A 25,602-nucleotide genomic window follows, 5' to 3' on the forward strand; every position below is an offset into this window, starting at 1 on the left:
GCCGATCGGCTGCCGGAGGGCCTGGGATGACGACGAACGCCAGCACGGAGGAGGCCGCGGGGCCGTGGCTGGTCGCGGGGCTGGGGAACCCGGGTCCGCAGTATGCGGGGAACCGGCACAACGTGGGGTTCATGGTGGCCGATCTGCTGGCGGAGCGGATGGGCGGGTCGTTCCGTACGCACCGGGCGCGGGCGCAGGTGCTGGAGGGGCGGTTCGGGCTGCCGGGCCCGGCGGGCCGGCGGGTGGTGGTGGCGAAGCCGATGGCGTTCATGAACGTGTCGGGCGGGCCGGTGACGGCGCTGCGGGACTTCTACAAGGTGCCGGTGGAGCGGATCGTGGTGGTCCACGACGAGCTGGACATCGGCTACGGGGCGCTGCGGCTGAAGCGGGGCGGGGGCGACAACGGGCACAACGGGCTGAAGTCGCTGACGAAGTCGCTGGGGCCGGACTATCACCGGGTGCGCTTCGGTGTGGGGCGTCCGCCGGGGCGGATGCCGGTGGCGGACTACGTGCTGCGGGATTTCTCGGGGGCGGAGCGCAAGGAGCTGGACTACTTCGTGGACCGGGCGGCGGACGCGGTGGAGTGCCTGGTCCTGGAGGGTCTGGAGCGGGCGCAGGGCACGTACAACTCCTGATCCGGCGGGTGTGAGGAAGGGCACCCGGAGGTTGACCCGGTGCGGGGGATGGCGAAGGATCGCCGCCATGCCGAGGAGCACCGGGAGACGCAGCCGCCTGCGGCGGGCGGGCGAGAGCGCGTTCGGTGTGCTGCTCGTGATGAAGTCGGGGGTCATGGCGCTGCTGGCGTTGCTGCTGGTGGTGGCGGGGGTGTGGACGTCGCTGAGTGACGCGCGCCCGGCGATGTCGGCCGGGTCGGGCGAGCGGGGCACGCTGGTGGTGCGGGAGTGCGGCACGGAGGAGTGCCGGGGGCGTTTCGAGCCGGCGGGCGACGCCGGGCCGGTGCCGGGGGTGTCGATCGGCACGGCGGTGGCGGCGGAGGGCGAGCGGGTGCCGGTGGCGCTGCGTCCGGGGTCGCGGGAGGCGGTGCGTACGGGGGCGGCGGGGGTGCTCTATGCGTGGGTGCCGCTGGCGGGTGCGCTGGTGCTGGGGGCGCTGGTGGTCGCGGGCGGGCTGCGGATGGTCCGTACGGCGTGGGTGATGGGTCTGCTGGGCGCGGGTGTGATGGTGGGGGCGTTCGCGCTGCTGTGAGGGCGGGCCGGTGTGCGCGGGCCGGTGGGCTGCGGCCCAACTCCCCTGCTGTGACACTGGATTGTTATGACTGATCGTTCCGGGCAGGCGGGTCCGCAACGGGACGGAAGGGGCCGTTTCGTCCTTGACCGGTGCGGCGTGCGGGAAGAAGCTGTGGGGCAGTCCGCGCCGCCGGTGGCGTAGCGCGGGTCTCTTCTTTCTCGCGGTGTGCGCGAGCCCCCCTTTTCTCTGCTTGAGCTTTTCGCACTCGAAGTTGGTACTGCCCATGCGCGCCTTCCCCCGGGCGTCCGTGGTGCCGGCCGCCGCAGTCGCCGTACTGCTGTCGGCCGCCGCCGCGTACGCCGCTCCCCGTGGTGACCACGGCTCCGTCACCCTCCAGGACGCCGCCACGGACGCGGCTCCGCCCGCGGACCGGCCGGAGGTCTGCACGTTCTCCCTGTACGCCGCCGGCTTTGCGGAGGGCGACCGGGTGGAGTGGCGGATCGTGGAGGTGCGGCCGGGCGGCGCGGCGGGCACGGTCGCGGAGACCGGGAAGCTGTCGCTGGACGCGGAGGGCCGGGGCCGTACCGCGGAGCTGTCGCTGGCGGACGGCCGGTACCGGATGGTCTGGAACCTGGGGGAGGACGAGGGCGACCCCGGCGGCCCCGGCGCCGGCACGGAGTTCCGGGTGGCGTGCGACGCCGCGGGACAGCCGGAGGCCGGTACGGAGGACGGCGAGCCGTCGGGGCGGCCGTCGGACGCGGACGGCGGCGCGCCGTCCCGCGACGCGTCCCGGAACCCGTCGGCCGCGGAGTCCGCGGACACGGCGGGGTCCTCGGGGCCTTCTGGATCCCCGTCGGCCCCGGCGTCCCCGCCGCGATCCGGTGAGGCGTCACACGGGGCCGGCCGGGACCTCGCGGAGACCGGCGCGGGCGTGCCGGCCGGCGCGCTGGCGACGGCCGCGGCCTCGCTGCTCGGTGCCGGCACCTATCTGGTGCTGCGCCGTCGCGAGTCCCGGTCGAACGGGCGTCGCTGACCCGGCGCCGCCCCCGGCTGCTCAGGGCGCCGCGTCCCGGTGGGGGCGCGGCGCCGTCGTGTGGATGCGGGGAGTCCGGGAGGTGCGGGGGAGGGTGACGGTGTAGACGGTGTCGCGGGAGAGCAGCCGGCCGGTGACGGTGGCGAGGGCGACGGCGGGCAGCAGCGGGGCGAGCAGGGCGTGTCCGCCGGTCAGTTCGAGGAGCAGGGCGACGGCGGTGACGGGGGCGCGGGCGGCGGCCGCGAAGACGGTGGCCATGCCGGCCAGGGCGCAGGCGCCGACGGTGCCCGCGGGGGCGCCGGGGAGGAAGGCCTGGGCGGCGGTGCCGTAGGCGGCGCCGAGCACGGTGCCGGCGAAGAGGGTGGGGCCGAAGACGCCGCCGCAGCCGCCCATGCCGAGAGTGAGCGCGGTGGCGGCGGCCTTGCCGAGGAGCAGCAGGAGCAGGAAGGCGGCGGCGTGTTCGCCGTGCACGGCGCTCTCCAGGACGGGGTGTCCGAGGCCGTGGAGCTCGGGGAGGGCGAGCAGCAGCGCGCCGAGGAGCAGGCCGCCGGTTGCGGGGCGGAGCCAGGCCGGCCCGCGCCAGAGCCGGTCGCAGCCGGCCCGGGTGAGGCGCAGGGTGTGGACGAGGCCGGCGCCGCAGACTCCGGCGGCGAGGCCGAGCAGGGCGAAGAGCGGGAGCTGGGCGGGGCCGGCGGGGTGCAGTGCGGGGAGGGTGAGGAAGGCCGTGTCGCCGAGGGCGGCGCGGGCGGTGAGCGCGCCGGCGGCGCCGGCGAGGACGGTGGCGCCGAACAGTTCGGGGGCGAAGGCCCGCAGCAGTAGTTCGAGGGCGAAGAAGGCGCCGGTCAGCGGGGCGTCGAAGAGGGCGGCGAGGCCGCCGGCGGCGCCGCAGGCGACGAGCGTGCGGGGATGCCGGGCGGCGGTGGCGGAGAACCGGCCGAGGGCGGAACCGAGGGCGCCGCCCAACTGGACGAGCGGCCCGGTGCGGCCGACGGAGCCGCCGGTGCCGATGCACACGGCGGCGGCCAGGGCCCGTACGGCGGCGGGGCGGGTGGGGACCCGGGGCGTGGGCCGTTCCAGGGCGAGCAGGACGTCGGCGACGCCCTGGGCGCGGGTGTCGCGGGCGTAGCGGTGGACGAGCGGGCCGTACAGCAGGCCGCCGAGGGCGGGGAGCAGCAGCAGGGCGTACGGCGCGAGTGCGGGCGGCAGCGCGTGCCCGGCGGCCTCGGCGGGGGCGGTGCCCGCGGCGGCGGGGGCGGGGAGGAGCCGGGCGAGGGCGTCCAGGAGCAGGCGGAGGGCGACGGCGGCGAGGCCGGCGAGGGCACCGGTGAGCGTGGCGAGGGCGAGGAGGGTGAGGAGGCGCCGGCCGGGGCGGTGGGCGCCGGAGGGCGGCGCGGGCCCGGGGGTGGTGGTGCGGTGCCGGGGCGGGGCGCCGCCGGTGGGGTCGGGGGCGGTGGCTGCGGGGCGTTCCGGGCCGGTGACGCTCATTCCTCCCCTTCTCTCGACTCCTTACCTTTGTATTATGCAAAGGTTGTCAAGACGGCCCGTGGCCGACCGGGTGCGGAGCGGAGCGGGGACACCGCCGCCGACGTGGTCAGGCACCGGTGGCGGCGCCCGTGGCAGCGGCGTCGGAGGAGGCCTCGGGGGGCGGGGCGAAGGAGGCGTCGCCGTTGAGGTACCGCCCCGGGGAGGTCCCGACGGTGCGCCGGAACGCCGCGAGGAAGGCGCTCGGTGTGGCATAGCCCACGGCGTGCGCCACCCGGGAGACGGGCCGGCCCTCAGCGAGAAGCGGAAGGGCGGCACGCAGCCGCACATGGGTGCGCCAGCGGTCGAAGTTCATGCCGGTGTCCTGGACGAACAGCCGGGTCAGGGTGCGCCGGCTCACCCCGGCAGCCCGGGCGTGCGCGGCCAGGCTGCGCGGGTCGGCGGGGTCGTCGAGCAGCGCGTCGGCCACCACGCGCACGCGGCTGTCGGCGGGGTACGGCACATCGACCGGCGTGGCCGGCAGGGGGCGCAGGAGGTCCAGCACGACCGCCTCGGCCCTCAGCCGTGCGTCGTCCTGCAGGTCCTCGCGGCTGAGGTGGGCGATCAGGTGGGCCAGCAGCCCGTCGACGCCGACCGGCGTGGGCTCCGTCCAGTCCTGAGGGCAGCTGTCCGGTTCGAAGTAGAGGCTGCACAGCACCGCGTCGCGCGTCGCGCCGGTCCGGTGGACGACACCCGCGGGCAGCCACAACGCCCGCGTGCCCGGCAGCACCCAGTACGCGTCGCCGACAGCGACGCTGAGCACCCCGCGCCGCGCCCAGGCCAGTTGGTGCTGCGGGTGACGGTGCGGAACGAACCACTGCCCGGAGGCCAGGGGGAAGTGCCCGACGACGATGGCGCCCACCCCGGCCGGAACGGCCCCCACGACGACATCGCTCATGCCCTCGAGCCTATGTCCTCAACGCGCTACGACGTGGCCGCGTAGCGCATGGCGGCCGGAACCGCCGGTGCATAGCGTCGTTCCGTGCCGACTGATCCTCCGCGCCCCGGGCGCTCCCCGTCTGCCCGGTCCGCCCGCGAAGCCGGGACGCCCGGCATGACCCCGGCGGCGACCACGGTCGCCGCCGGCACCGGTGGGCGCCGCCGGCCTGCTCTGGTGGTGCTGTGCTGCGTGCAGTTCATGCTCGTCCTGGACGACAACGTGGTGAGCGTCGCGCTCCCCACCGTCCGTGAGCACCTCGGTTTCAGCACCGCGGGCCTGGCCTGGGTCGTCAACGCCTACTTCCTCGCCTTCGGCGGCCTGCTGCTGCTGTCCGGCCGCGCGGCCGACCTGCTGGGCCGCAGACGCGTCTTCCTGACCGGTGTGGCGCTGTTCGGAGCCGCGAGCCTGGTGTGCGGGCTCGCGCAGGAGCCCTGGCACCTGGTGACCGGGCGGTTCGTCCAGGGTGCGGGCGCGGCCATGGCCGGCCCGGCCGCACTGGCGCTGATCGCACTCCTGTTCCCCGGCACCGAGGAGCGGGCGAAGGCCTTCGGCGTCTGGGGCGGCACCGCGGCTCTGGGCGGCACGCTGGGCCTGGTCGTCTCCGGTGTGCTGACCGGCCTTGCCTCCTGGCGCTGGGTCTTCCTGATCAACCTGCCGGTGGTCCTGGTCACCGTTGTGCTGCTCCCCCGCCTGGTCCCCGAGAGCCGGGCCGCGCGCGGGGCCCGCATCGGCGTCCCCGGTGCGGTGCTCGGCACCGGCGCCCTGGTGTCCCTGGTCTACGGTCTGCTCCGGACCGGGGAGTCGGGCTGGGCGGACCCGGCCGTCGCCGGGACGCTGGGCCTGGCCGTGCTCCTGGCCGCCGGGTTCCTCGCGGTCGAGGCACGCGCCGCCGAGCCTCTGGTGCCGTTGTCGTTCTTGTCGGTCCGCGTCCGCGCCGTCGCCAACGGGGCGACGCTGTTGTTCTCCGCCGCCATGTACGCGATGGCCTTTCTGCTGATGGTGCACCTGCAGACCGTGCTGGGCTACGGCCCGCTCACGGCCGGCGCCGCCTACCTGCCCTACGGCGCGGGCATCCTGGCCGGGATGTGGCTCTCCCCCCGCGCGGTGGCCGGCTTCGGCCTGCGTCCGTCCCTCCTCACGTCGTTCCTGGTCAGCACCGTCGGCTTGCTGCTGCTGTCCGGCGTGGCCCCGGGCGACGGCTACGCCTCCGGGGTGCTGCCCGGGATGCTCGTGACGAGCCTGGGGTGCGGGCTGAGTCTGCCCGCCCTCACCGTCGCCGCGCTCACCGGCACCACCGAGGAGAACGCCGGGCTCGGATCGGCCGTCCTGAGCTCGGTGCAACAGGTCGGAGGCGCTGTGGGGGTGGCGGTGCTCGTCGTTCTGGCCGCAAGCCGCAGCGACACGCCGGCCGCCGCCGACGTCTCCCCGGCCGACGCGACGCACGGCTTCTCCCTCGCGCTCACCGCCGCCGCCGCTCTCCTCGCGCTCGGCGCCGTCCTCGTCGCCACCCTGCTCGGGACGGACGACCGCCCGGGACACGCGTCCCGGCGCCGGGGCGCGGGTCCGGGAAGGCGGCAGCCGCGCCCGACCGGCCCCCGGGGCGGCCCCGGGGACACCGGTGGCGCCGCGTGAGGACCGCCGGCGGCGCCGCGAAGCCGGGGCCGCGGCGGGCTCGCCGCCGCTCCGGCATCGGACCGGCCGCCGGGTGCGCGGGCAGGTGTCCGGATTCCCGGGGGGACGGCGTCGGTTGATAGAACTGGTCGCCATGACCGAGGACGCACGGACGCCGGAGGACGGCGGGGACGTGGAGGCGGTGACCCGGGCGGTGCTGACCGCCTCGCGGTTGCTGGTGGCGGTCTCGGCACGGTCGCTGGCCGCGGTGGAGGGCCGGGTGACGCTGCCGCAGTTCCGGCTGCTGGTGATGCTCTCCGAGCAGGGTTCGGCGAAGCTGGTCGCCCTCGCCGCCCGGCTGGGTGTGAACCCGTCGACGGCGATGCGCATGGTGGACCGGCTGATCGCCGCGGGGCTGGTGGACCGGCGGACCAACCCGGAGAACCGGCGGGAGAACGTGCTGCGGCTCACCGCGGCGGGCACCGCGCTGGTCGCCGAGGTCACCGCGTTCCGCCGCCGGGAGATCGCGGAGATCGTCACCCGGATGGCACCGGAGCAGCGTGGGGCACTGGTGACCGCGCTGGACGCGTTCACCGAGGCGGGCGGCGAGCCGCCGGCCGCCGCCCCGGAGGGACGGGACCTGTATCCGCTGGGCTGGCCGGACCCGGAGGGCTCCCCGCCCGTGTGACGCGGCCCGCCGGGTAGGGCGCACCGGTGCGGGCCGTCGCCGTCGCCGGCCCGGGCGCCGGTACGGAGGCTCCGTACCGGCGCCCGGGCCGGTGGGGCCGTCCGGTCAGCCGGTGTTGCGGAGGCCGGCGGCGACGCCGTTGACGGTGAGCAGCAGGGCGCGGTTGAGGTCCGGGTCGGGCTCCTCGCCACGCTCCTTGGCGGCCCGCTGGCGGGCCAGCAGGGTGACCTGGAGGTAGGAGATCGGGTCGAGGTAGGCGTCCCGGATCTGGAGGGTCTGCCGGAGCACCGGGTTGGCGTCCAGCAGCTTCTCCTCGCCGGTGATGCGCAGTACCTCCTCCACGGTGCGGGCGTGCTCCTCCTCGATGACGCCGAAGATGTGCCGGAGCTCCTCGGGCACCAGGGACTCGACGTAGTGCCGGGCGATCCGCAGGTCCGTCTTGGCCAGCGTCATCTCGACGTTGGACAGGAAGTTGCGGAAGAAGTGCCAGTGCGCGTAGGCCTCCTCCAGCACCGTGTCGAGACCGGCCTCGCGGGCGGCGCGCAGGCCGGTGCCGACGCCGAACCAGCCGGGCACGATCTGCCGGGACTGGGTCCAGCCGAACACCCACGGGATGGCGCGCAGCCCGTCCAGTCCGGCGCCGCTGTCGGGGCGGCGGGACGGCCGGGAGCCGAGGTGCAGCTCGGCGAGCTGGTCCACCGGGGTGGAGGCGAAGAAGTACGCCGGGAGGTCCGGGTCCTCGACGAGCCGCCGGTAGGCGCTGTGGGCGGCGTCGGAGACGGTGTCCATCGCGGCGTCCCAGCGGGCCAGCGCCTCGTCGGACTGGCGGGGCGCGGTGTGCAGGGCGGAGGCCTGCAGGGTGGCGGCGACCGTCAGTTCGAGGTTCTCCCGGGCCAGGGAGGGGATCAGGTACTTGTCGGAGATGACCTCGCCCTGCTCGGTCACCTTGATCTCGCCCTCCAGGGTGCCGTAGGGCTGGGCGAGGATCGCGTCGTGCGTGGGGCCGCCGCCGCGGCCGACGGTGCCGCCGCGGCCGTGGAAGAGCCGCAGCCGCACGCCGTGCCGGTGGGCGACGTCCCGGAGCCGGCGCTGGGCGCGGTGGATCTCCCACTGGGAGGTGGTGATGCCGCCGAACTTGGAGGAGTCGGAGTAGCCGAGCATGACCTCCTGACGGTCGCCGCGGAGGGCGACGAGCCGCCGGTAGGAGGGGTCGGAGAGCATCGCGTCGAGCAGCTCGTCGGCGATCTTCAGCTCGTCGGTGGTCTCCAGCAGCGGCACGATGCCGATGCGGGCCCAGCCGGCGTGCAGGTCGACCAGCCCGGCCTCGCGGGCGAGGACGGCGGCGGCGAAGACGTCGTCGGCGCCCTGGCACATGGAGAGGATGTAGGACTCGATGACCTCGGGACCGAAGGTGTCCAGCGCCCGGCGGACGGTCTGGAAGACGCCGAGGGTGCGGGTGCCGGCGTCGTCCAGCGGCGCCGGGGAGGGCGCCAGCGGGCGCCGCGAGCGCAGCTCCTTGGCCAGCAGCTTCTGCCGGTAGTCGCGGGGCATGTCGAGGTAGCGCCAGGACTCCTCGCCGAGCCGGTCGAAGAGCTGCCCGAGGGCGTGGTGGTGGGCCTCGGCGTGCTCGCGTACGTCCATGGTGGCGAGCTGGAGACCGAAGGCGGCGACGGTGCGGATGAGGCGTTCCAGGTGGCCGTCGGCGACCAGGCCGCCGCGGTGCTCGCGGAGCGACCTCTGGAGCATGATGAGGTCGTCGAGGAGCTCGGCGGTGCCCAGGTAGTCGCGGCCCGGCTGGTGCGGGGTGTCGGCGGCGAGGCGCTCGCGGGTGTTGAGCAGCTTCTGCCGGATGCAGGTGGCCTTGAGGCGGTAGGGCTCCTCGGCGTTGAGCCGCTTGTAGCGGGGGCTGATCTCGGGCAGCCGTTCGAGGTCGGCCTGGAGCGAGTCGAGCAGTTCCGGGGTGGCGCCGCTGTTGCGGATCGAGTTGGAGAGGGCGCCGCGCAGCTCGTCGATGTGCTCCAGGGCGTCGGTGATGCCGTGCTCGTGCTGGAGCAGCAGGACGTCCCAGGTCACCTGGGGGGTGACGTTGGGGTTGCCGTCCCGGTCGCCGCCGATCCAGGTGCCGAAGGTCAGCGGGCGGCTGCCGGCCGGCAGCGGGGCGCCGGCCCGCTCCAGCTCGGCGGAGAGGTCCTCCAGCACGTCGCCGACGGCGCCGTGGTGCAGCTCGTCGAGGTAGTAGACCGCGTTGCGCGCCTCGTCGGCGGGCTCGGGGCGGGCGACGCGCAGCTCGTCGGTCTGCCAGACCAGGTCGATGTTCTCGGCGAGCCGCAGGTCGGTGCGGCGGCGGTCGGTGGTGTCCGGGTGGTCCAGCAGCTCGGCGATCTTGCGGAGCTTGGTGAGGACGGAGCGGCGGGCGGCCTCGGTGGGGTGTGCGGTGAAGACGGGCCGCACGCCGAGGTCGCGGATGGTGGCGCGCAGGTGCTCCGGGTCGGCGTCCTTGAGCATGTCGGCGGTGCGGGAGAGCAGGCCGCCCTCGGCGGCGCGCCGGGCACCGAGCTCGCGGCCGCGGTGCACCTGCTCGGTGACGTTGGCGAGGTGGAAGTAGGTCGAGAACGCCCGTACGAGCTTGGTGGCCGTCGGCAGGTCGGTCCGGCTCAGCAGGGCGGCCGCCGCCTCCCCGTCACTCCGGGTGAGGGCCCGGACCCGCTCGACCAGTTCGAGGAGCTCCGCCCCCTCCTGGCGTACGAGGGTCTCGCCGAGGAGATCGCCGAGGCGCCGGATGTCGGCGCGGAGAGCGGAGGTCTCGGCCGGGGTCGGGATCGCGCCGGGGTTCTCGGTGTCGGCACTGCTCACGGGTGCGGCTCCTTGCAGCTTCTGGCTTCCGGTGGTGCTTCCGGCAGGTCACGGACCGCGCTGTCCGACGGGAACAGGATAGGCCGGGCCGCCCCCGGCCGGGGCACGGCGTCCAGGTGATGGTCACCGAGGGTGGGGTACACGGGGGTACACCTCCTCTTGCCCCGTCTCGGAGGGCTGCCATACTTACGACGCCGTAGGTTACGGTTCCGTAGCCTGCTAACCCGCCCCCGGTCCGTAGTAGAGGGACAGCACTATGACCACTGGCCCGGATGTGCTCGAGGAATCGACGAGCACCCGCAAGGCGTCCGCACCGACGCCCGTTCCGTCCGCCACCCTGGGTGGTGAGCAGCGTCGCTCGGTCGAGCAGATCACGCTGCTGCTCTTCATCACCGTGCCGTTCCTGGCGCTGATCGCCGCAGTGCCCCTGGCCTGGGGTTGGGGGGTGAGCTGGCTCGATCTGGGATTGCTGGTCGCCTTCTACTACATCGGCTGCCACGGGATCACCATCGGTTTCCACCGCTACTTCACCCACGGCTCCTTCAAGGCGAAGCGGCCGCTGCGCATCGCACTCGCGGTGATGGGGTCGCTGGCCGTGGAGGGCCCGCTGGTCCGCTGGGTGGCGGACCACCGCAAGCACCACAAGTTCTCCGACGCCGAGGGCGACCCGCACTCGCCGTGGCGGTACGGGGAGACGGTCCCGGCCCTGCTCAAGGGGTTGTGGTGGGCCCATGTGGCCTGGATGTTCGACGAGGAGCAGACGTCGCAGCAAAAGTACGCCCCGGACCTGGTCAAGGACCCGATGATCCGGGCGATCTCCCGGCAGTTCGTGCTGTGGACCGTGGTCTCGCTGCTGCTGCCCGCGCTGATCGGCGGCCTGGCCACCTGGTCCTGGCAGGGCGCCCTGACCGCCTTCTTCTGGGGTTCACTCGTACGGGTGGCTCTGCTGCACCATGTCACCTGGTCGATCAACTCGATCTGCCACGCGGTGGGCAAGCGGCCCTTCAAGTCGCGGGACAAGTCGGGCAACGTCTGGTGGCTGGCCGTGCTCTCCTGCGGCGAGTCCTGGCACAACCTGCACCACGCCGATCCGACGTGTGCACGTCATGGCGTGATGCGCGGGCAGCTCGACTCCAGCGCGCGGATCATCCGCTGGTTCGAGCGCGCCGGGTGGGCGTACGACGTCCGCTGGCCCAAGCGTGACCGAATCGAATCCCGCCGTAAGGAGGAGACCGCCGAAGCGGCATGATGGGGGACGTGCCGACCGACGACCGCGCGAACGCCAGCCCCCCGGAAAAGCCACCGTCGCGGCGTGCCCGCCGGCGGATGACCGGGAAGGAGCGCCGGGAGCAGCTCCTGGACATCGGCCGCACCCTCTTCGCCGAGCGCGGTTTCGAGGCGACCTCCGTGGAGGAGATCGCCCACAAGGCCGGCGTGTCCAAGCCGGTGGTCTACGAGCACTTCGGCGGCAAGGAAGGGCTGTACGCGGTGGTGGTCGACCGGGAGATGCGCCGGTTGCTGGACATGGTGACCGGCGCGCTCACCGGCGGCCACCCGCGCGAGCTGCTGGAGCAGGCGGCCTTCGCGCTGCTCGACTACATCGAGCAGGACACCGACGGCTTCCGCATCCTGGTGCGCGACTCGCCCGTCGCCCAGTCGACGGGCACCTTCGCGTCGCTGATCAGCGACATCGCCACCCAGGTGGAGGACATCCTGGGGCGCGAGTTCAAGGCACGCGGGTTCGACCCGAAGCTGTCGCCGCTGTACGCGCAGGCCCTGGTCGGCATGGTCGCCCTCACCGGGCAGTGGTGGCTGAACGTCCGCAAGCCCAAGAAGGCCGAGGTCGCCGCGCACCTGGTGAACCTGGCCTGGCACGGGCTGGACGGCATGGAGGCCAAGCCTCGCCTGATCGGGCACCGCAAGGCGTGATCCGGCCACCGCCGGGGCACTGTGGTCTCACCCGTCACGGAGTCCCGGGGACCGTCCGTCGTGTGGAGGTGGAGCCGTCGTGCGCGTGCTGCTCGTGGGGGCCGGCGGGGTCGGCACCGCACTCACCCGAATCGCCGCACGGCGGTCCTTCTTCGCCCACATGGTCGTCGCCGACCACGACCTCGCGCGCGCCGAGCGGGCCGTCGCCGCCCTCGGGGACACGGCGGCCGGCCGGTTCAGCGCCGCGCACGTCGATGCCCGCGACGAGGCCGCGGTCACCGGGCTGCTGGCCCGCGCACGCTGCGACATGCTGCTCAACGCCACCGACCCGCGCTTCGTGCTGCCGCTCTTCCAGGCCGCCCTCGCCTCCGGCGCGCACTACCTGGACATGGCGATGTCCCCCTCCCGGCCCCACCCGCAGCGCCCGTACGAGCTGTGCGGCGTCAAACTGGGCGACGAGCAGTTCACCCGCGCGGCCGACTGGGAGCGGGCGGGCCGGCTGGCGCTGGTCGGCATGGGCGCGGACCCCGGCCTCTCGGACGTCTTCGCCCGCTACGCCGCCGACGAGCTCTTCGACACCATCGAGGAGATCGGCGTGCGCGACGGCGCGAACCTCACCGTCACCGGCTACGACTTCGCACCGCCGTTCTCCGTCTGGACCGCCATCGAGGAGACCCTGAACCCTCCCGTCGTCTACGAGGCGGAGCACGGCTGGTTCACCACCGAGCCGTTCAGCGAACCCGAGGTCTTCGACTTCCCCGCGGGCATCGGCCCTCTGGAGTGCGTCAACGTCGAGCACGAGGACGTGCTGCTGGTGCCACGCTGGATCGACGCCCGCCGCGTCACCTTCAAGTACGGCCTCGGCTCGGGCTTCCTCCGCACCCTCAGCAACCTGCGCCTGCTGGGCCTGGACGACACCGAACCCGTCGCCGTCCCCGACCGGGACGGCCGCACCGTGCACGTCGCACCGCGCGACGTGGTCGCCGCCTGCCTCCCGGACCCGGCGACCCTGGGCGACCGCATGCACGGCAAGACCTGCACGGGCACCTGGGTGAAGGGCACCAAGGACGGAGCGCCGCGGGAGGTGTACCTCTACCACGTCGTCGACAACCAGTGGTCCATGACCGAGTACGGCTCGCAGGCCGTGGTCTGGCAGGCGGCCCTCAATGCCGTCGCCGCGCTCGAACTGATCGCGTCGGGCACCTGGTCCGGCAGCGGCGTCCTGGGCCCCGAGGCGTTCCCGCCACGCCCCTTCCTCGACCTGCTGACCGCGTACGGATCCCCGTGGGCGCTGCGTGAGCAGCAACCCGGGCGGGGCGCTCCGCAGGCCGGAGCGCTGCCGTCCGCCTAACCTGAGGAGCACGCGTCCGGAGGAGCGAGGGGCGAGCAAGGGGCGAGCGAGGCGCCATGGGCCGGCACAGCGCAGGCGAGGGCCCTCCTCGCACACTGAAGGCGAACGCGATCGGCTTTGTCGACGCGCTCGTCATCGGGCTCAACTCCACCTCGCCGGCGTACTCGCTGGCGGCCGTGATCGCCCCCGTGGTGGCCCTCGTGGGCGTCTACGCGCCCGGCGTCATGCTGGCCTCGTTCGTACCGATGGTGCTGATCGCCTCCGCCTTCTCCTACCTGAACAAGGCCGACCAGGACTGCGGCACGACGTTCTCCTGGGTCACCCGGGCCATGGGCCCCTGGGCCGGGTGGATCGGCGGCTGGGCCATCATGATGACCGGCGTCCTGGTGATCGGCTCGCTGGCGGACGTCGCCGTGGTCTTCGGCCTGCTCGCCTTCGGCCTGGACAGCGTCGCCGAGAGCGACCTGGGGCGGCAGCTCCTCGCCGTGCTGCTGATCCTGGTGATGACCGCCGTCTGCGTCATCGGCACCGAACTCTCCGCCCGGGTGCAGAACGTCCTCATCCTCGCCCAGGTCGCCTTCCTGCTGGTGTTCGCCGCGGTCGCGCTCTACCGCGTCCACGCCGGCACCGGCACCCTCGGCTCCACCGAGCTCTCGGTCACCTGGCTGAACCCCTTCGGCGCGGGCGGCGCGGCCCTCACCGGCGGCCTGCTGCTGGGCGTGTTCGTCTACTGGGGCTGGGAGTCGGCGGTCAACCTCACCGAGGAGACCGAGAACCCCGTCAGCGCCCCGGGCAAGGCAGGCGTCTGGTCCACCGTCGTCCTGCTGGTCACCTACGTGTCCGTCGCCTTCGCCGTGGTCGCCTACGCCGGTGTGGCATACCTCTCCGAGAACGCGGCGGAGGAGGAGTTCATCTTCGCGCTGCTCGCCGGGGAGGTGCTCGGCGGCTGGGACTGGGTGCTGCTGCTCTCCGTCGCGACCTCCGCGATCGCCTCCACCCAGACGACCATCATTCCCGCCTCCCGCACCGGCCTGTCCATGGCCCGCCGCCGGGCGCTGCCGCGGACGTACGCCCACATCCACCCGCGCTTCCGCACCCCGGACGTCAGCACCTGGTGGGTCGCCGTCATCGCCATCGGCTGGTACCTGGCGGTCAACCAGATCAGCGCCAACGCGCTCTTCGACTCGCTCACCGCGCTGTCGCTGCTCATCGCCTTCTACTACGCGCTCACCGGCGTCGCCTGTGCGGTCTACTACCGGCGCCACCTCACCGAGAGCCTGCACCACCTGCTGCTCATCGGCATCGGGCCGCTGGCCGGCGCCGGGCTGCTGACCTGGCTGCTCGTGGAGTCGGCCCGCGACATCTCCGACCCGGCCAACTCCTACACCGGCGACTCCTGGCTCGGCGTCGGGCCGCCCCTCGTCATCGCCGTCGGCATCACCCTGGCCGGGCTGCTCGTGATGGCCGTGTGGCGCCTGGTGTCCCCGCCCTTCTGGGCGGAGAAGGCCGGTGTCGTGGACCCCGCCCTCGTCGGCGGCCCGGAGCGCTGAGCCTCCGGGCGCCCCGGGCCACGCCACGTCGCACCGGGGCCGGTGCGCGCTTGCCCGTCGCGCCGAGCGCTACCCGCGCAGCGTGGCGACGAAGGCGGAAACACCGCCGTAACCCATGGGGCCCGCCTGCCGGTTACCGTCCCGGGCATGGGAGAGGCCGGGACGGGGGCGGCGGAGCCGCAGGACGCCGGTGGCGACGGTGCGGCCGTCGGCACGCGGGCGGCGCCGGAGCACACCGTGCACCGGCTGACCGCCGGGGAGTTCCGCGGCTGCGTGCCGGCGCTGGGCGCCCTGCTGGCGGCGGTGGTCGCGGACGGCGCCTCGCTGGGCTTCCTCACCCCCTTCGCGCCGGCGGAGGCCGCCCGGTGGTGGCGCGACCAGGAACCCGCCGTGGCGTGCGGCCGCCTGGCGGTGTGGGTCGCCCGTGAGCGGCCCGGCGGCCCCCTCGCGGGCACGGTCGGCCTGGTCCGGGAGCCCAAGCCCAACGGGCGGCACCGGGCGGAGATCGTCAAGCTGATGGTGCACCGGGACGCCCGGGGCCACGGCCTGGGCCGGAGGCTGCTGGCCACGGCGGAACAGGCCGCCGCGGAGGCCGGTGCCACGCTGCTCCTGCTGGACACAGAGACCGGGAGCGCCGCCGAACACCTCTACGCCGCCGCGGGCTGGACCCGCTACGGCGTCGTCGCGGAGTACGCCGCCGACCCCTCCGGGGTCCTGCGCGACTGCACCTTCTTCAGCAAGCGCCTCGGCTGACCGGCCCGGGCGGCCCGGCGCGCCCCGCACGTCCCGCACACCTGCCGTGGAATACCCGACACTGGATGTCCGGTATCGCTGCCAGCGTGGGTCCCGTACGCAGCAGGCGTACGCACGAGCGAGTACGGGAGGACGACGGATGAGCACCACCACAGCGGGGGGCGGCCCGGACGGGCCGCTGGCCGGGAAGGTCGCGCTGGTCGCGGGGGCGACGCGGGGCGCGGGGCGGGCGATCGCCGTGGAGCTGGGCCGCGCGGGGGCGACGGTCTATGCGACCGGCCGGACGACCCGTGAGCGGGTCAGCGAGGTCGGCCGCACGACGGAGACCATCGAGGGCACGGCGGAGCTGATCGACGCCGCGGGCGGCCGGGGGGTGGCGGTGGCCGCGGACCATCTGGAGCCGGAGCAGGTGCGGGCGGTGGTGGACCGGATCGAGCGGGAGCAGGGCCGGCTGGACGTCCTGGTGAACGACGTCTGGGGCGGGGAGCATCTGGTCACCTTCGGCAAGCGGACCTGGGAGACGGATCTGGCCGGCGGGCTGCGGATGCTGCGGCTCGGCGTGGAGACACACCTGGTGACCAGCAGCATCGCGCTGCCGCTGCTGGTCCGGGAGCCGGGCGGGCTGGTCGTGGAGGTGACGGACGGCACCGCCGAGACCAACCGCGGCCTGCGCGAGAACCTCTTCTACGACCTGGCCAAGTTCGCCCCGATCCGGATGGCCCTGGGTCTCGGCGAGGAGCTGCGGGAGCTGGGCGGCACCGCGGTGTCGGTGACCCCGGGCTTCCTGCGGTCGGAGCAGATGCTGGAAAACTTCGGTGTGACGGAGGAGAACTGGCGGGACGCGGTCGCGCACCAGCCGCTCTTCGCCATCGCGGAGTCGCCCGTGTACGTGGGCCGCGCGGTGGCGGCGCTGGCCACCGACCCGGAGCGGTCCCGCTGGAACGGCCGTTCGCTCTCCAGCGGGGAGCTCGCCCGGGAGTACGGCTTCACGGACGCGGACGGCTCCCGCCCCGACGCCTGGGCCTACCTGGCGGCGGTCGACGCATCGAGTGCCGACCAGGTCGACGCCTCCGCCTACCGCTGACCGGCCCCCTGGGCGCCCACCCTCGCCCGGCCCCGTGCCGGGCGGGGGCGGGGCGGGGCAGCGTCAGGCATCCTTGAACAGCGCGCTCTCCAGGACGAAGTCCTCGGCCGGCCCGGACGGGAGGAGCACGTCGGTGCCGTAGGGGACCCGGTGCTCGTCGGCGTAACGGCCCGTCTCGGGGTCCGGTTGCGTCAGCACGCGGACGCTCCCGTCGCCGTCGAAGTCGTCCACCAGGAGGAAGAACGGAATGCCCGCGGCCGCGTAGGCGACCCGCTTACGGAGCCGGTCCCGCTCCAGGTTCGTCCAGCCCGGGGAGGTGACCTCGACGACCATCGGCACACCGGCGGCCTCCACGCCGAGCCCCTCCTCGTCGGCGATCTCCTCCAGGTCCAGCGGGGCGACGAAGAGGTCCGGCACCCAGACCTTGTGCCGGTGAAGGACGTTGGCGTCCTGGTAGACCGCGTACTCGCTCCCCGCGAGGCGGGCCTCCAGCGCCCGGCGCAGACGGTTGATGAGCACGGTATGACGGCGGCGACCGGTCGGTGACACCTCGATGGACGCCCCGATGATCTCGGCCCGGTACCCCTCGGGGAGCTCCATGGCCTTCCATGCCTGCCACACGACCTCGTCCAGGGCCGACGCCGCCTGCGCGTCGTCGTCCACCGCGGGGCTCGGGTACGCCTCGTGTGCGAGAGCGGTCATCGGGATGCGCCTCCTCCGTCCGTCTGGAGCGGACGCCGCTGCGGCACAAGCGACACCCGGACGCTACGCACTCCCCGGGCTCCTCGGGTTCGTACGGCCTGCTGATCACACGAAGGGGGGAGGTCGGGCGGTGCGTCAGCGAGCGCGGGCGACGACGAAGACCCGGCGGAAGGGGAAGCGGGTGCCGTGCGGGCCGGGCGGGTAGGCCGTGGCGAGCGCGCGGCGGTACTCCTCCAGGAAGGCGTCGCGGGCCTCGTCGTCGTCCGCGAGGCGGTCGAGCACCGGGCGCAGAGCGGTGCCGCGGACCCACTCCAGCACCGGGTCCGGGCCGGGCAACAGCTGGTGGTACGTCGTCTCCCAGGCGTCGACCTCGCAGCCGCACCCCTCCAGCAGGTCGGTGTACCCGGCGGGGCTCAGCACCGGTTCCGGCCGTACGAGCCCGCCGAGCCGGTCCCGCCAGCGCGGCGCGGCGCACAGTTCGGCCAGCAGGGTGTGGCTGGGCGCCCGGAAGTTGCCCGGTACCTGGAAGGCGAGGACTCCGCGGGGTGCGAGAGGGCCGAGCCAGGAACCGAGGTGCGCTGGGTGCTCCGGCACCCAGTGGAGCACCGCGTTGGCGAGGATCAGCCCGAAGCGCTCGTCGCGGGGCGGGCGCCAGTCGCCGAGGTCGGCGTGGGCGAAGCCGACCCGGCCGCCCCCCTGCTGCGGCCCCGTCGACCGCCGGGCGCGCTCCAGCATCTCCGGGGAGTTGTCGTAGCCGGTGATGCGGGCGGCCGGCCAGCGCCGGGCGAGCAGGGCGGTGGAGTTCCCGGGGCCACAGCCGAGGTCGGCGATGCGCGGTGCGGGTGCGCCGGGCACAGGCGGCAGGGCGGCCAGCAGATCGCGGAGGGGCCGGGCGCGCAGCTCCTCGTAGCGGAGATACTGATCCGGCGACCAGGACGGCGCGGAGTCGGCAGGCGTCGCGGGCGTCATGGGGCCATGCTCCGCCCGCGATGTCTCGACGTCAAGAGACTTCATGTCGACAGAACTACTACACTGATCGGCATGGAGGACGAGGTCGACCGACTGGTGGCAGCGTGGCGCCGCGAGCGCCCGGACCTCGACGTGGAGCCGCTGGAGGTGCTGAGCCGGATCAGCAGGCTGGCCCGTCATCTGGACCGGGCGCGACGGATCGCCTTCGCCGAGCACGGGCTGGAGCCGTGGGAGTTCGACGTACTCACCGCGCTGCGCCGGGCCGGAGACCCGTACCAGCTCTCCCCCGGGCAGCTCCTCACCCAGACCCTGGTCACCTCGGGCACCATGACGAACCGTATCGACCGGCTGGCGAAGAAGGGGCTCGTGGAGCGACTCCCCGACCCCAGCGACCGGCGCGGCGTCCTCGTCCGGCTCACGGCCGACGGGCGGGACCGCGCCGACAGCGCCCTCGCCGGGCTCCTCGCCCACGAGCGGGCCATCCTCGTGGAACTGTCCCGGCACCAGCGCGGCGAACTGGCCGGGCTGCTGCGCCGGCTCACCGCCCCCTTCGACAACGTGCCCACCTGAGGGGGCCGGGGCGGGACACGCAGGGGCGGGACACGGTGGGCGCACGGCGTCGCCGGTCGGGCGACAAGGCGCACTGCCGGGTGCGGGCTGGCTTGTGGTTACGGTCACTGCGCGGCGGGCTACGGGGGGAGGGGTGGTGGGTGGCGGGCTCGTTCTGGTTGCTGGTGGCGGGTGGCGTGGTGGGCCGGGGTTCACCCGTCTGTGACGGGGTGGGGCGGCGGGGTGGTCGGTAGCCGGTGACGGGGTTGCCGTGGCGGGCTGCTGCCGCGCTGTGGCTGGGGTTTCGTCTTCTCGCTCCGCTCGTTGCACGTGGGTGGCAGTGCGGGGTTCGGCTGCGGGCCGTTCCGGAGTGGGGGTACGCCCGGCTCGCGGCCCGTGCGGGCCGGGATCGGGCGTTCGGTCTGCGGTCAGGTGCGGCCCGGCTGTCCGGCGCTCGGCTTCCGGCCTCTGAGTCCGGGCGTCCAGCGCTCGGCCTACCGCCAGGCGGGTCCGAGCCCCGGATGCGGCCCGCCGCTGGCGGTGTCCGAGCCCCGGCTCGCGGCCTGGGGCCGGACCTGCCCCCGCAAGCGGCGCACCGGGGCAGGTCGTAAGGACCGCCGGGGTGTTTCCGGGCGCAGACCCGGCCCCCAGGCCGGGGCGCGCGCCCCGCAGGGCGAGCAGCAGAGCCCTGGGCCGGAGGCCGCCGGAAGCCGGCCCTCACCGGCCCGGGTCGCGCGGCGGAAGCCCGAAGCCCGCCGGGCCGCAGCCCAGGGCCCGCCCGGCGTACCGACTGGCGGCCGGGCGCACCCCCGCTCCGGAACGGCCCGCAGGCGAACGCCGCGGTGCCACGCACGTGACACGAGCGGAGCGAGAAGACGAGAGCTCAGGCACCGCGCGGCAGCAGCCCGCCAGGGCAACCCCGTCACCGGCTACCGACCGCCCCACCGCCCGGCCCCGTCGCAGGCGGGTGAACGCCGGCCGACCAGGCCACCCGCGCCCGCAACGTGAACGAGCCCCAGTGAGGCACCCCTCCCCCGTAGCCCGCCACGCAGTGACCGCAACGACCGACCAGCCGCACCCGGCAACGCACCGTCACCACCCCGCCGCGACGCCGCCGCCCCCACCCCGCCCGCTGGCCGACCCCGGCTCACGCCGGGCCGACGCCCGCGCGGCGGGCCAGTGCGACCGCCGCCAGCGTGGAGTGCACGCCGAGCTTGCCGAGGACGTTCTGCATGTGCGTACGGACCGTGTGCGGGGAGAGATAGAGCCGTTCGGCGACCGCCTTCCGCCCCAGCCCCGCGACCATGCAGCGCAGCACCTCGTGCTCGCGCGGCGTGAGGGAGGCGACCAGCCGCTCGCTCTCCGAGCGGTGCTCGCGGTCCGCGGTGAGCTCCCGCAGCACGCCGGTGAGCAGCGCGGGCGGCAGGTGCGTCTCGCCGCGGAGTACGCCACGGATCACCTGGAGCAGGCGGGAGAGCGAGGAGTCCTTGGCGACCCAGCCGCAGGCGCCCGCCTGGAGCGCGGCGGCGGCGCGCGCCGGGTCGTCCCGCTCGGCGAGAACCACCGTGCGCATGGCCGGGTGCTCGGTACGGACCCGGGCGACCAGCGCGAGCCCGCCGGCGGGCTCCTCCGCGCGTACGGGCGGCACGGCGGCCCCCGCAGAGGTGCCGGCGCCCGCGGACCGCCGCGCGGGCGCGGCACCCGGCTCCGGCCCCTTGCCGGGCGGAGCGCCGGAGACGGCGGTGGTGGCGGTGGCGACCGGCGGAGCGGCGACGACGGGCGAGGCGGCGGACACGGGCGTCGTGGCGGGCCGGGTGCCGTTCGGGCCGGGCGGGCCGCCCGCTCGCGCGGTGGCGCCGGGCCCGGACGCCCCGGCGGCCCCCGCCCCGGAGCCCGGGCCCGGGGCGGCGGAGCCGTCGCCGGGCGGGCGGTCCAGGTCGGCGTCGACCAGCAGCACGTCAAAGCCGCGGCCCTCGGCCGCGGCGCGGGACGTGCACCGGACGGCCGCGGCGCCGTTCCCGGCCGCCGTCACCTCGACGTCCTGCTCCGCGGCCAGCGCGGCGGCCAGTGACTCGGCGAAGATGCGGTGGTCGTCGACCACCAGCACCCGGATACGTCGTTGCATCGGCACCCCCTGACGGAGCGGGCGCGGAACAACGCGGAGTCGCCGCGCCGGCCGCCACCGGCCACGCCACCGCCCCGCTCCGGGTGCCGCACCCGGCTGTCTCGCCCCCTGACGGGCACGAGCACCGGCCCCCACCGGTGCTGTGCATGCCCCACAGAGTACGGGCGGGGTCGGACAACGGAAGACCTATGCCCAAACTCACCGCGTCGCTCCCTGCACGGGGGTGGCCGGGAAGGGGGAGGGGTCGCCCCGGACGGCACAGCGGCAGCTACGGGCCCGGGCGCACCCGGGTCCGCCGGAGCCGGACGGGCCGGACGGCTCGGAAGCACGGCGGACCGCACGCGTCCGCTCGGAACGCGCCGGGCCGGCCCCGCCCGGACGGCACGCACCGGACCGTTTCCGCCCCGGCCGAAGGCGCCCGACGGGGCGTGCCGGGCCGGAGACCGCCGTCCGGTGGCCCGACGGGGCGCGCGCACGGATGGACGCGCCCGTCTCCGTACCCGCCCGCCCCAAAGGGGGCGTGCCACGGGCCGGTGGCCGGAAGCGGCCGGACGGCGCCGCCCGGTGACGGCCGCCGGGCTACGCTGGGGCGCGTGATCCGCATCGAGACGGCGGCCGACGAGGACCGCCGCGCGCTGCTGGAGCAGCGGCTGGAGGAGACCAACGCCCGCCTCTCCCCCGTGCTGGGGGATCTGCGGGGCACGGCCGACGACGACGAGCGGCCGGTGCAGCTCTACGCGGTGGAGGACGGCGCCCTGGTGGGCGGGCTGGTCGGCTACGCCTGGGGCCGGTGGCTGCACATCGACCTGCTCTGGGTGGACGCGCGGCACCGCGGCGGCGGGCTCGGCACCCGGCTGATGGACGGGGCGGAGGCCCGGGCCGCGGCGCTGGGCTGTGCGCACGCCCGTGTGGAGACCTGGGGCTTCCAGGCCCCGGACTTCTACCGGAAGCGGGGCTACCGGGTGGTGGGCGTCGTGGAGGACTACCCGCCCGGCGAGACGGACCATCTGCTGGTGAAGCCGCTGACCGCGGCGCGGGCCCCGGGCTGAACCCGGACCGCGGCCGGCCTCGGGCCCCGCACACGGAGCGATCCGGCCTGCGCACGGACCCGGCTTCCGTACCGCTCGGCCCGGGCCCGCGTCCTCCCGGCCACGCCTCAGCGGGTGACCCCGGCGCGGGCGCCGCGCCGCGACCGCCGGCGCGCGGGAGCCGGGTCGCTCCGGCCTGCCGGCCCGCCGTGGGGTCCCGGCCCGGAGCGCCGGCGCCAGCCCCGGGCGAGGGCCCGTGCGAGGCCCCGTGCACCTCCCGGGACGCCCCGCGCCGCGGCGGGCCCGGCGCCCTCACGCCACGCGGCGGGCGCCCTCCGCGGGGACGGCGTCGAAGAGGCGCGGCGTCTCGTGCCCGGCGTCGGCGAAGGCCGCCCGGACCGCGTCGGAGACCTTCTCCACCGCCGCCTCCATGACCAGCACGACGGCGGAGCCGCCGAACCCGCCGCCGGTCATGCGGGCGCCCAGCGCCCCCGCGGAGTTGGCGGCCTCGACGACGAGGTCCAGTTCGGCGCAGGAGACGGCGAAGTCGTCCCGGAGCGAGGCGTGGCCCTCGGTGAGCACCGGGCCGACGTCCCGCGGTGTGCCGGCGTCCAGCAGCCGGAGCACCCGGGCCACCCGCTCGTTCTCGGTCACGACGTGCCGCAGCAGCCGCCGCAGTTCCGGGTCGTCGACGCGGCGTTCCGCCTCCGCCAGCTCCGCGTACGGGACGTCCCGCAGGGCGGTGACGCCGAGCAGCAGTGCCGCCTCCTCGCAGCCGGCGCGGCGTTGTGCGTACGCGCCGTCGCCGAGGGCGTGCTGCACCCGGGTGTCGACGACGAGCAGCCGCAGCCCTTCGGCCGCGAGGTCGAACGGCACCTGACGCCGGGACAGGTCGCGGGTGTCCAGGTACAGGGCGTGGCCGGCGGTGCAGCAGGCGGACGCCATCTGGTCCATGATCCCGCAGGGCACGCCGACGAAGTCGTTCTCGGCGCGGCGGCAGAGGGCGGCCAGCCGGTCCGGTGTCAGGCCGAGCCCGTAGAGGTCGTTGAGGGCGAGGCCGGTGGAGACCTCCAGGGCGGCGGAGGAGGAGAGGCCGGCGCCGGTGGGCACGGTGCTCTCGAAGTAGAGGTCGGCGCCGCCGCCCTGGGCGCCGTCGGCGTGCAGCGCCCAGGCGACGCCGGCCGGGTAGCGGGCCCAGCCGGCGTCCGCGAGGGCCTCGCCGCCGGCGGCGAGCCGGCTCAGCGGGATCTCGACGGGTTCGGAGGTCGCGACCGAGGCGGAGCGGACCCGCAGCAGGCCGTCGTCCCGACGGGCGGCGGCGACGCGGGTGGTGTGCGGGAGGGCGAGCGGCATCACGAAGCCGTCGTTGTAGTCGGTGTGCTCGCCGATCAGGTTGACCCGGCCGGGGGCGGCCCAGACGCCTTCCGGGTCCCGCCCGTACGTCTCGACGAAGTTCATCCCTGTCCCGTTCCCTGTGTGCCGGGCTCAGTCCCCCGGGCCGGCCCGTCCGCGGTGCGGCGGGCGAAGTCCCAGGCGTCCTGCACGATGCCGGCCAGGTCGGTGCGGGAGGGCCGCCAGCCCAGCACCCGCTTCGCCCGTTCGGCGGAGGCGACCAGGACGGCCGGGTCGCCGCCGCGGCGTTCGGCGACGATCTCCGGGACGGGGTGGCCGGTGACCTTGCGGACGGTCTCCACGACCTCGCGGACGGAGAAGCCGTTGCCGTTGCCGAGGTTGCAGATCAGGTGCTCGCCGGCGGGGGCGGCGTCCAGGGCGAGGAGGTGGGCCTCGGCCAGGTCGGCGACGTGGATGTAGTCGCGGACGCAGGTGCCGTCCGGGGTCGGGTAGTCGTCGCCGAAGACGGAGATGGCCTCCCGGCGGCCCTGGGCGACCTGGAGCACCAGCGGGATCAGGTGCGACTCGGGGTCGTGCCGCTCGCCGTAGGTGACGCCGTCGCGGGCGGCGTAGGCGCCGGCGACGTTGAAGTAGCGCAGCGAGGCGGCGGCCAGGCCGTGGGCGCGGCATTCGCTGCCGATCATGTGGTCGACGGCGAGCTTGGTGGCGCCGTACGGGTTGGTGGGGGCGGCCGGGTCGTCCTCGGTGATGGGGGTGCCGGCCGGTTCGCCGTAGGTGGCGGCGGTGGAGGAGAAGACGAGGCGGCGCACGCCCGCCTCGCGCATGGCGGCCAGCAGTTCGATGGTGCCGCCGACGTTGTTCCGCCAGTACTTCTCGGGGTCCACGACGGACTCGCCGACCTGCGAGCAGGCGGCGAAGTGCAGCACCCCGTCGTAGCTGGAGTCCAGCCGGCGGCCGGCGTCCTGGATGCGGCCCTCGACGAAGTCGGCGCCGCGGGGCACGCCGGCGCGGAAGCCGGTGGAGAGGTCGTCGAGGACGGTGACCGTGTGGCCGGCCTCCAGCAGGTGGGCCGCCACGACGCTGCCGACGTATCCCGCGCCGCCCGTCACCAGGTACTTCATGGACTCGCTACCTCTCGCAGTCGCTGGGCCGCGGCCTCCGGCGGCACATCGTTGATGAACACGTTCATGCCGGATTCGGAACCGGCGAGGTACTTCAGCTTGCCGGAAGTTCGGCGAATGGTGAAAAGCTCGAGGTGGAGCGCGAAGTCCTGCCGTCCGGCCGCGGCGACCGGGGCCTGGTGCCAGGCGGAGATGTAGGGGGTGGGCGGCTCCTCCGGGCCGAAGATCCGGTCGAACCTGCGGAGCAGGTCGAGGTAGATCCGGGGGAACTCGGCGCGCGCGGCCTCGTCCAGCGCGGGCAGGTCCGGCACCCGGCGCCGGGGGTGCAGATGGACCTCGTACGGCCACCGCGCCGCGTACGGCACGAAGGCGACCCAGTGTTCCCCGGAGGCCACGACGCGCCGCCCGTCGGCGACTTCGGCGTCGCGCAGGTCGTCGTGGAGGTTGCGCCCGCCGGTGCGCTCCCGGTGCGCGGCGGCGGAGCGCAGCATCCGGTCGGTGCGCGGGGTGACGAAGGGATAGGCGTAGATCTGCCCGTGCGGGTGGCCGAGGGTGACGCCGATCTCCCGGCCCCGGTTCTCGAAGCAGAACACCTGCTCGACGCCGGGGTGGCCGGAGAGCTCGGCGGTGCGGTCGGTCCAGGCGTCGAGTACCAGCCGGGCCTGTGGCTCGGTCAGGTCGGCGAAGGAGGCGTCGTGGTCGGCGGTGTAGCAGACGACCTCGCACCGCCCGGCGCCGGGGCGGTGGGGGAAGAGCCCGTGCGGATCGCCGGCCGCCTCCGGCGCGGGGCCGCCGGTGAAGGAGGGGAAGCGGTTCTCGAACACCGCCACGTCGTAGTCGGGTTCGGGGATTTCGGTGGCACGCCCGTTCCGTGAGGGGCAGAGCGGGCACTCGTCGGCGGGCGGATGGTACGTGCGGGACTGGCGGTGCGCGGTGACGGCGACCCACTCGCCGAGCAGCGGGTCGCGGCGGATCTCGGAGGAGGTCGCGGTGGACGGCAGCGGGCGGCGGTCGGCGGCGTCGCGTACGGCGTCGTCGCGGGCGTCGAAGTACAGGATCTCGCGCCCGTCGGCGAGCCGGTTCGCGGTCTTCTTCACGGACGCTCCTCAGCCTGGCGACTCCAACAGAACCGCACACAAGGAATCATAGTTCAACAGGGCGCGCAAGGTCGCGCGTTGCCTAGGTTACAGAAGTCACATACAGGACAATAAGGCAACTCCTGCGGCAGAAGGGAGCACAAACCCACAGCGGAGG

At 74.9% G+C, this 25,602-nt stretch carries 22 protein-coding genes; 13 read left to right on the plus strand and 9 right to left on the minus strand.

Going from position 1 to position 25,602, the window contains the following annotated elements; all coding sequences use genetic code 11:
- Window positions 1-26: 26 nt before the first annotated feature.
- The 3 genes from pth to HOY81_RS03895 all read left to right on the plus strand — a co-directional run bounded on the left by pth (window position 27) and on the right by HOY81_RS03895 (window position 2,221).
- Complete coding sequence (pth, locus tag HOY81_RS03885) at window positions 27-635, plus strand: aminoacyl-tRNA hydrolase (RefSeq protein ID WP_237318126.1); 609 nt, start codon at window positions 27-29, stop codon at window positions 633-635.
- A gap of 67 nt (window positions 636-702) precedes the next feature.
- Window positions 703-1,206 carry a hypothetical protein gene (locus HOY81_RS03890; protein ID WP_237318128.1) on the plus strand — a complete coding sequence of 168 codons (504 nt, stop codon included), beginning with the start codon at window positions 703-705 and terminating at the stop codon, window positions 1,204-1,206.
- Between the two features lie 265 nt (window positions 1,207-1,471).
- A complete protein-coding gene (locus HOY81_RS03895; RefSeq protein WP_237318130.1) occupies window positions 1,472-2,221 on the plus strand; it encodes a hypothetical protein in 750 nt (249 codons plus the stop codon).
- A 21-nt stretch (window positions 2,222-2,242) separates the two neighbouring features.
- Here HOY81_RS03895 and HOY81_RS03900 read toward each other — a convergent pair whose 3' ends face one another.
- Together HOY81_RS03900 and HOY81_RS03905 are read right to left on the minus strand one after the other, a co-directional pair.
- The gene (locus HOY81_RS03900; protein ID WP_272892330.1) at window positions 2,243-3,706 is read right to left on the minus strand and encodes a chloride channel protein; all 1,464 of its coding nucleotides are present in this window, start codon (window positions 3,704-3,706) and stop codon (window positions 2,243-2,245) included.
- Window positions 3,707-3,812: 106 nt separating this feature from the next.
- On the minus strand, window positions 3,813-4,640 hold the full coding sequence (locus HOY81_RS03905; protein ID WP_237318132.1) for a helix-turn-helix transcriptional regulator: 828 nt from the start codon (window positions 4,638-4,640) through the stop codon (window positions 3,813-3,815).
- 156 nt (window positions 4,641-4,796) lie between these two features.
- On the opposite strand from HOY81_RS03905, the gene HOY81_RS03910 reads away from it, so the two are divergent.
- A complete protein-coding gene (locus HOY81_RS03910) occupies window positions 4,797-6,314 on the plus strand; it encodes an MFS transporter (protein WP_237318134.1) in 1,518 nt (505 codons plus the stop codon).
- 133 nt (window positions 6,315-6,447) lie between these two features.
- Entirely contained in the window at window positions 6,448-6,981 is a 534-nt protein-coding gene (locus HOY81_RS03915) for a MarR family winged helix-turn-helix transcriptional regulator (protein ID WP_237318136.1), read from the plus strand.
- 105 nt (window positions 6,982-7,086) lie between these two features.
- Here HOY81_RS03915 and ppc read toward each other — a convergent pair whose 3' ends face one another.
- Window positions 7,087-9,834 carry a phosphoenolpyruvate carboxylase gene (gene ppc, locus HOY81_RS03920; RefSeq protein WP_237318138.1) on the minus strand — a complete coding sequence of 916 codons (2,748 nt, stop codon included), beginning with the start codon at window positions 9,832-9,834 and terminating at the stop codon, window positions 7,087-7,089.
- Between the two features lie 256 nt (window positions 9,835-10,090).
- On the opposite strand from ppc, the gene HOY81_RS03925 reads away from it, so the two are divergent.
- The 6 genes from HOY81_RS03925 (at window position 10,091) to HOY81_RS03950 (ending at window position 16,501) form a co-directional block, all read left to right on the plus strand.
- Window positions 10,091-11,083 (plus strand): fatty acid desaturase, encoded by a 993-nt coding sequence (locus HOY81_RS03925; RefSeq protein ID WP_237318139.1) that lies wholly within the window; start codon window positions 10,091-10,093, stop codon window positions 11,081-11,083.
- On the plus strand, window positions 11,080-11,763 hold the full coding sequence (locus tag HOY81_RS03930) for a TetR/AcrR family transcriptional regulator (protein WP_237318141.1): 684 nt from the start codon (window positions 11,080-11,082) through the stop codon (window positions 11,761-11,763). Before HOY81_RS03925 ends, HOY81_RS03930 begins: the two co-directional genes overlap by 4 nt.
- 79 nt (window positions 11,764-11,842) lie before the next feature.
- Window positions 11,843-13,114, plus strand: a complete 1,272-nt coding sequence (locus HOY81_RS03935) for a saccharopine dehydrogenase family protein (RefSeq protein ID WP_237318143.1) — start codon at window positions 11,843-11,845, stop codon at window positions 13,112-13,114.
- A gap of 56 nt (window positions 13,115-13,170) precedes the next feature.
- Complete coding sequence (locus HOY81_RS03940; RefSeq protein WP_237318146.1) at window positions 13,171-14,664, plus strand: APC family permease; 1,494 nt, start codon at window positions 13,171-13,173, stop codon at window positions 14,662-14,664.
- A gap of 147 nt (window positions 14,665-14,811) precedes the next feature.
- Window positions 14,812-15,417 (plus strand): GNAT family N-acetyltransferase, encoded by a 606-nt coding sequence (locus HOY81_RS03945; protein WP_237318148.1) that lies wholly within the window; start codon window positions 14,812-14,814, stop codon window positions 15,415-15,417.
- 139 nt (window positions 15,418-15,556) lie between these two features.
- Window positions 15,557-16,501: an SDR family oxidoreductase gene (locus tag HOY81_RS03950; RefSeq protein WP_237318150.1), complete on the plus strand. Its 945-nt coding sequence runs from the start codon at window positions 15,557-15,559 to the stop codon at window positions 16,499-16,501.
- A 63-nt stretch (window positions 16,502-16,564) separates the two neighbouring features.
- Here HOY81_RS03950 and HOY81_RS03955 read toward each other — a convergent pair whose 3' ends face one another.
- A complete protein-coding gene (locus tag HOY81_RS03955) occupies window positions 16,565-17,203 on the minus strand; it encodes a Uma2 family endonuclease (protein ID WP_237318152.1) in 639 nt (212 codons plus the stop codon).
- Window positions 17,204-17,338: 135 nt separating this feature from the next.
- Window positions 17,339-18,172, minus strand: coding sequence for a methyltransferase domain-containing protein (locus HOY81_RS03960; RefSeq protein WP_237318155.1), 834 nt, complete (start codon window positions 18,170-18,172; stop codon window positions 17,339-17,341).
- Between the two features lie 72 nt (window positions 18,173-18,244).
- On the opposite strand from HOY81_RS03960, the gene HOY81_RS03965 reads away from it, so the two are divergent.
- A complete protein-coding gene (locus tag HOY81_RS03965; RefSeq protein ID WP_237318157.1) occupies window positions 18,245-18,742 on the plus strand; it encodes a MarR family winged helix-turn-helix transcriptional regulator in 498 nt (165 codons plus the stop codon).
- A 1,126-nt stretch (window positions 18,743-19,868) separates the two neighbouring features.
- On the opposite strand, the gene HOY81_RS03970 is transcribed toward HOY81_RS03965, so the two are convergent.
- Entirely contained in the window at window positions 19,869-20,846 is a 978-nt protein-coding gene (locus HOY81_RS03970; RefSeq protein WP_237318159.1) for a response regulator transcription factor, read from the minus strand.
- Between the two features lie 593 nt (window positions 20,847-21,439).
- Here HOY81_RS03970 and HOY81_RS03975 point away from each other — a divergent pair.
- Window positions 21,440-21,895: a GNAT family N-acetyltransferase gene (locus HOY81_RS03975; RefSeq protein WP_237318161.1), complete on the plus strand. Its 456-nt coding sequence runs from the start codon at window positions 21,440-21,442 to the stop codon at window positions 21,893-21,895.
- Between the two features lie 291 nt (window positions 21,896-22,186).
- Here the strand turns inward: HOY81_RS03975 and galK are convergent, their stop codons facing one another.
- From galK to galT, 3 genes are read right to left on the minus strand one after another with little or no spacing between them, the layout of a single operon-like run.
- On the minus strand, window positions 22,187-23,332 hold the full coding sequence (galK, locus tag HOY81_RS03980) for a galactokinase (RefSeq protein ID WP_237318163.1): 1,146 nt from the start codon (window positions 23,330-23,332) through the stop codon (window positions 22,187-22,189).
- Window positions 23,329-24,348, minus strand: a complete 1,020-nt coding sequence (gene galE / locus HOY81_RS03985; RefSeq protein ID WP_237318165.1) for a UDP-glucose 4-epimerase GalE — start codon at window positions 24,346-24,348, stop codon at window positions 23,329-23,331. Before galE ends, galK begins: the two co-directional genes overlap by 4 nt.
- Entirely contained in the window at window positions 24,345-25,445 is a 1,101-nt protein-coding gene (gene galT / locus HOY81_RS03990; RefSeq protein WP_237318167.1) for a galactose-1-phosphate uridylyltransferase, read from the minus strand. Before galT ends, galE begins: the two co-directional genes overlap by 4 nt.
- Window positions 25,446-25,602: the final 157 nt, after the last annotated feature.

The sequence above is a fragment of the Streptomyces sp. JJ36 genome, assembly GCF_021696945.1.
In the GTDB taxonomy this organism is placed as follows: Bacteria; Actinomycetota; Actinomycetes; order Streptomycetales; family Streptomycetaceae; genus Streptomyces.